Annotated in this window: 1 protein-coding gene; it reads right to left on the bottom strand. The window is 73.5% G+C overall.

The genetic code is table 11. The annotated features are described in order from the left end of the window. Positions 1–36: 36 nt before the first annotated feature. Positions 37–1,077, bottom strand: a complete 1,041-nt coding sequence (locus ACQKIP_RS47830) for an NAD(P)/FAD-dependent oxidoreductase (protein ID WP_365864978.1) — start codon at positions 1,075–1,077, stop codon at positions 37–39. Positions 1,078–1,201 lie beyond the last annotated feature (124 nt).

The raw sequence follows: 1,201 nt of genomic DNA, 5'->3' as shown, positions 1-1,201 counted from the left end.
GCGCGACGAGGAGTCGACGAGGAGTAGACGGCGTTCTCAGTGCGCGCGCGGGCGGCATCGCCGCAGCTCGGGGGCCGGTCTGCCGCTCACGAATTCGTCGGCGATGAGCCGTCCGGCAGTGGGAGCCAGGGCAACGGCGGAGTGCATGACGGCGACGTAGAGGGACCGGTCGCGGGTCGCGTAGCCGATGACGGGGCCGCGCGCGGGCATGGGGCGCTGCCCGGTGCGATAGCCCAGCAGACGGCACTGGTCACTTCCCCGGAAGGTCGCCTTCAGGCGCTGGAATGCCTCGCGGACGGCCTGCGCCAGGGCCGCCGCACCTTCGGTGTGCGGCACGACCATCAGGAGTTCACCATCCCGGACCTCGCGGACCTCGATGTCCGGGCGGGCCACGATGGTCTTGACCAGGCCGGGCGGTGCGCTGACCCGGGCGAGGGTGGCCGGGGAGGCGCCGATGGCCAAGTCGCCGGTCAGCGGCTCGCACAGATGGGGGACGGCTGTTCCGGCCGCGAGGACGACGGTGGCGGCTGCATGGGGCCCGGCCGGGGTCAGCACGCCCCGGACACGTCCGCCGGTCATGTGCAGGGAGGTGACCGCGGTGTCGTAGAGCACGGTCGCGCCGTGGGCTGCGGCGGCTGCGACGAGTTCGCGGGTCATGGCCGTGGGGTCCGCCCCGGCGTCGGCCGGGGCGTGGATGGCCCGGGCGGGAGGATTGCGGAGACGGGGCTCCAGGGCCGCGATGTCGTCTCCTCCGATACGAAACTGGCCTCGCCCGGGCCGTGACTGCGCTGCCGGTGCGCCCTCGCCCCAGGACAGCGAGCCGGTCCGGCGCAGAGTGATGCCCGGCAGTTCCTCCTCCAGGCGCCGGTAGTCCGCCAGAACGTACTCGCGCAGATCCCGGGCCCCGCCGGGCCAGTGGCCGCCCGCACCGCCGATCCAGGCGAAGGACGTTGCGGTAACCCCGGAGGCCGGGGCAGGTCCCTGCTCCAGCAGCGTGACCGGAACCCCCTGGCGGGCCAGGTGGTAGGCCACGGAAGCACCGACGATGCCCGCCCCGACAACAACAACGCCCGACATAAGCCCCTTCCCGGCCGACCGACGACCCTGCGGGCTGTAGCACCAGCCCGGGCACCACAGTTCAGGCCGGGGCCCGGCAGACGCAACGCAATTTGCCGCGCCTCACCGGGCCGTGTCGCCCAGC

The sequence above is a fragment of the Streptomyces sp. NPDC059900 genome, from assembly GCF_050270335.1.
Taxonomy (GTDB): domain Bacteria; phylum Actinomycetota; class Actinomycetes; order Streptomycetales; family Streptomycetaceae; genus Streptomyces.
The sequence above is the reverse complement of the archived record's forward strand: the minus strand, read 5'-3'. Positions and strand labels throughout refer to the sequence as shown.

Excerpts from the sequence above, each read along its gene's own strand:
- ACQKIP_RS47830 (WP_365864978.1), bottom strand. The coding sequence starts at position 1,077 with ATGTCGGGCGTTGTTGTTGTCGGGGCGGGCATCGTCGGTGCTTCCGTG.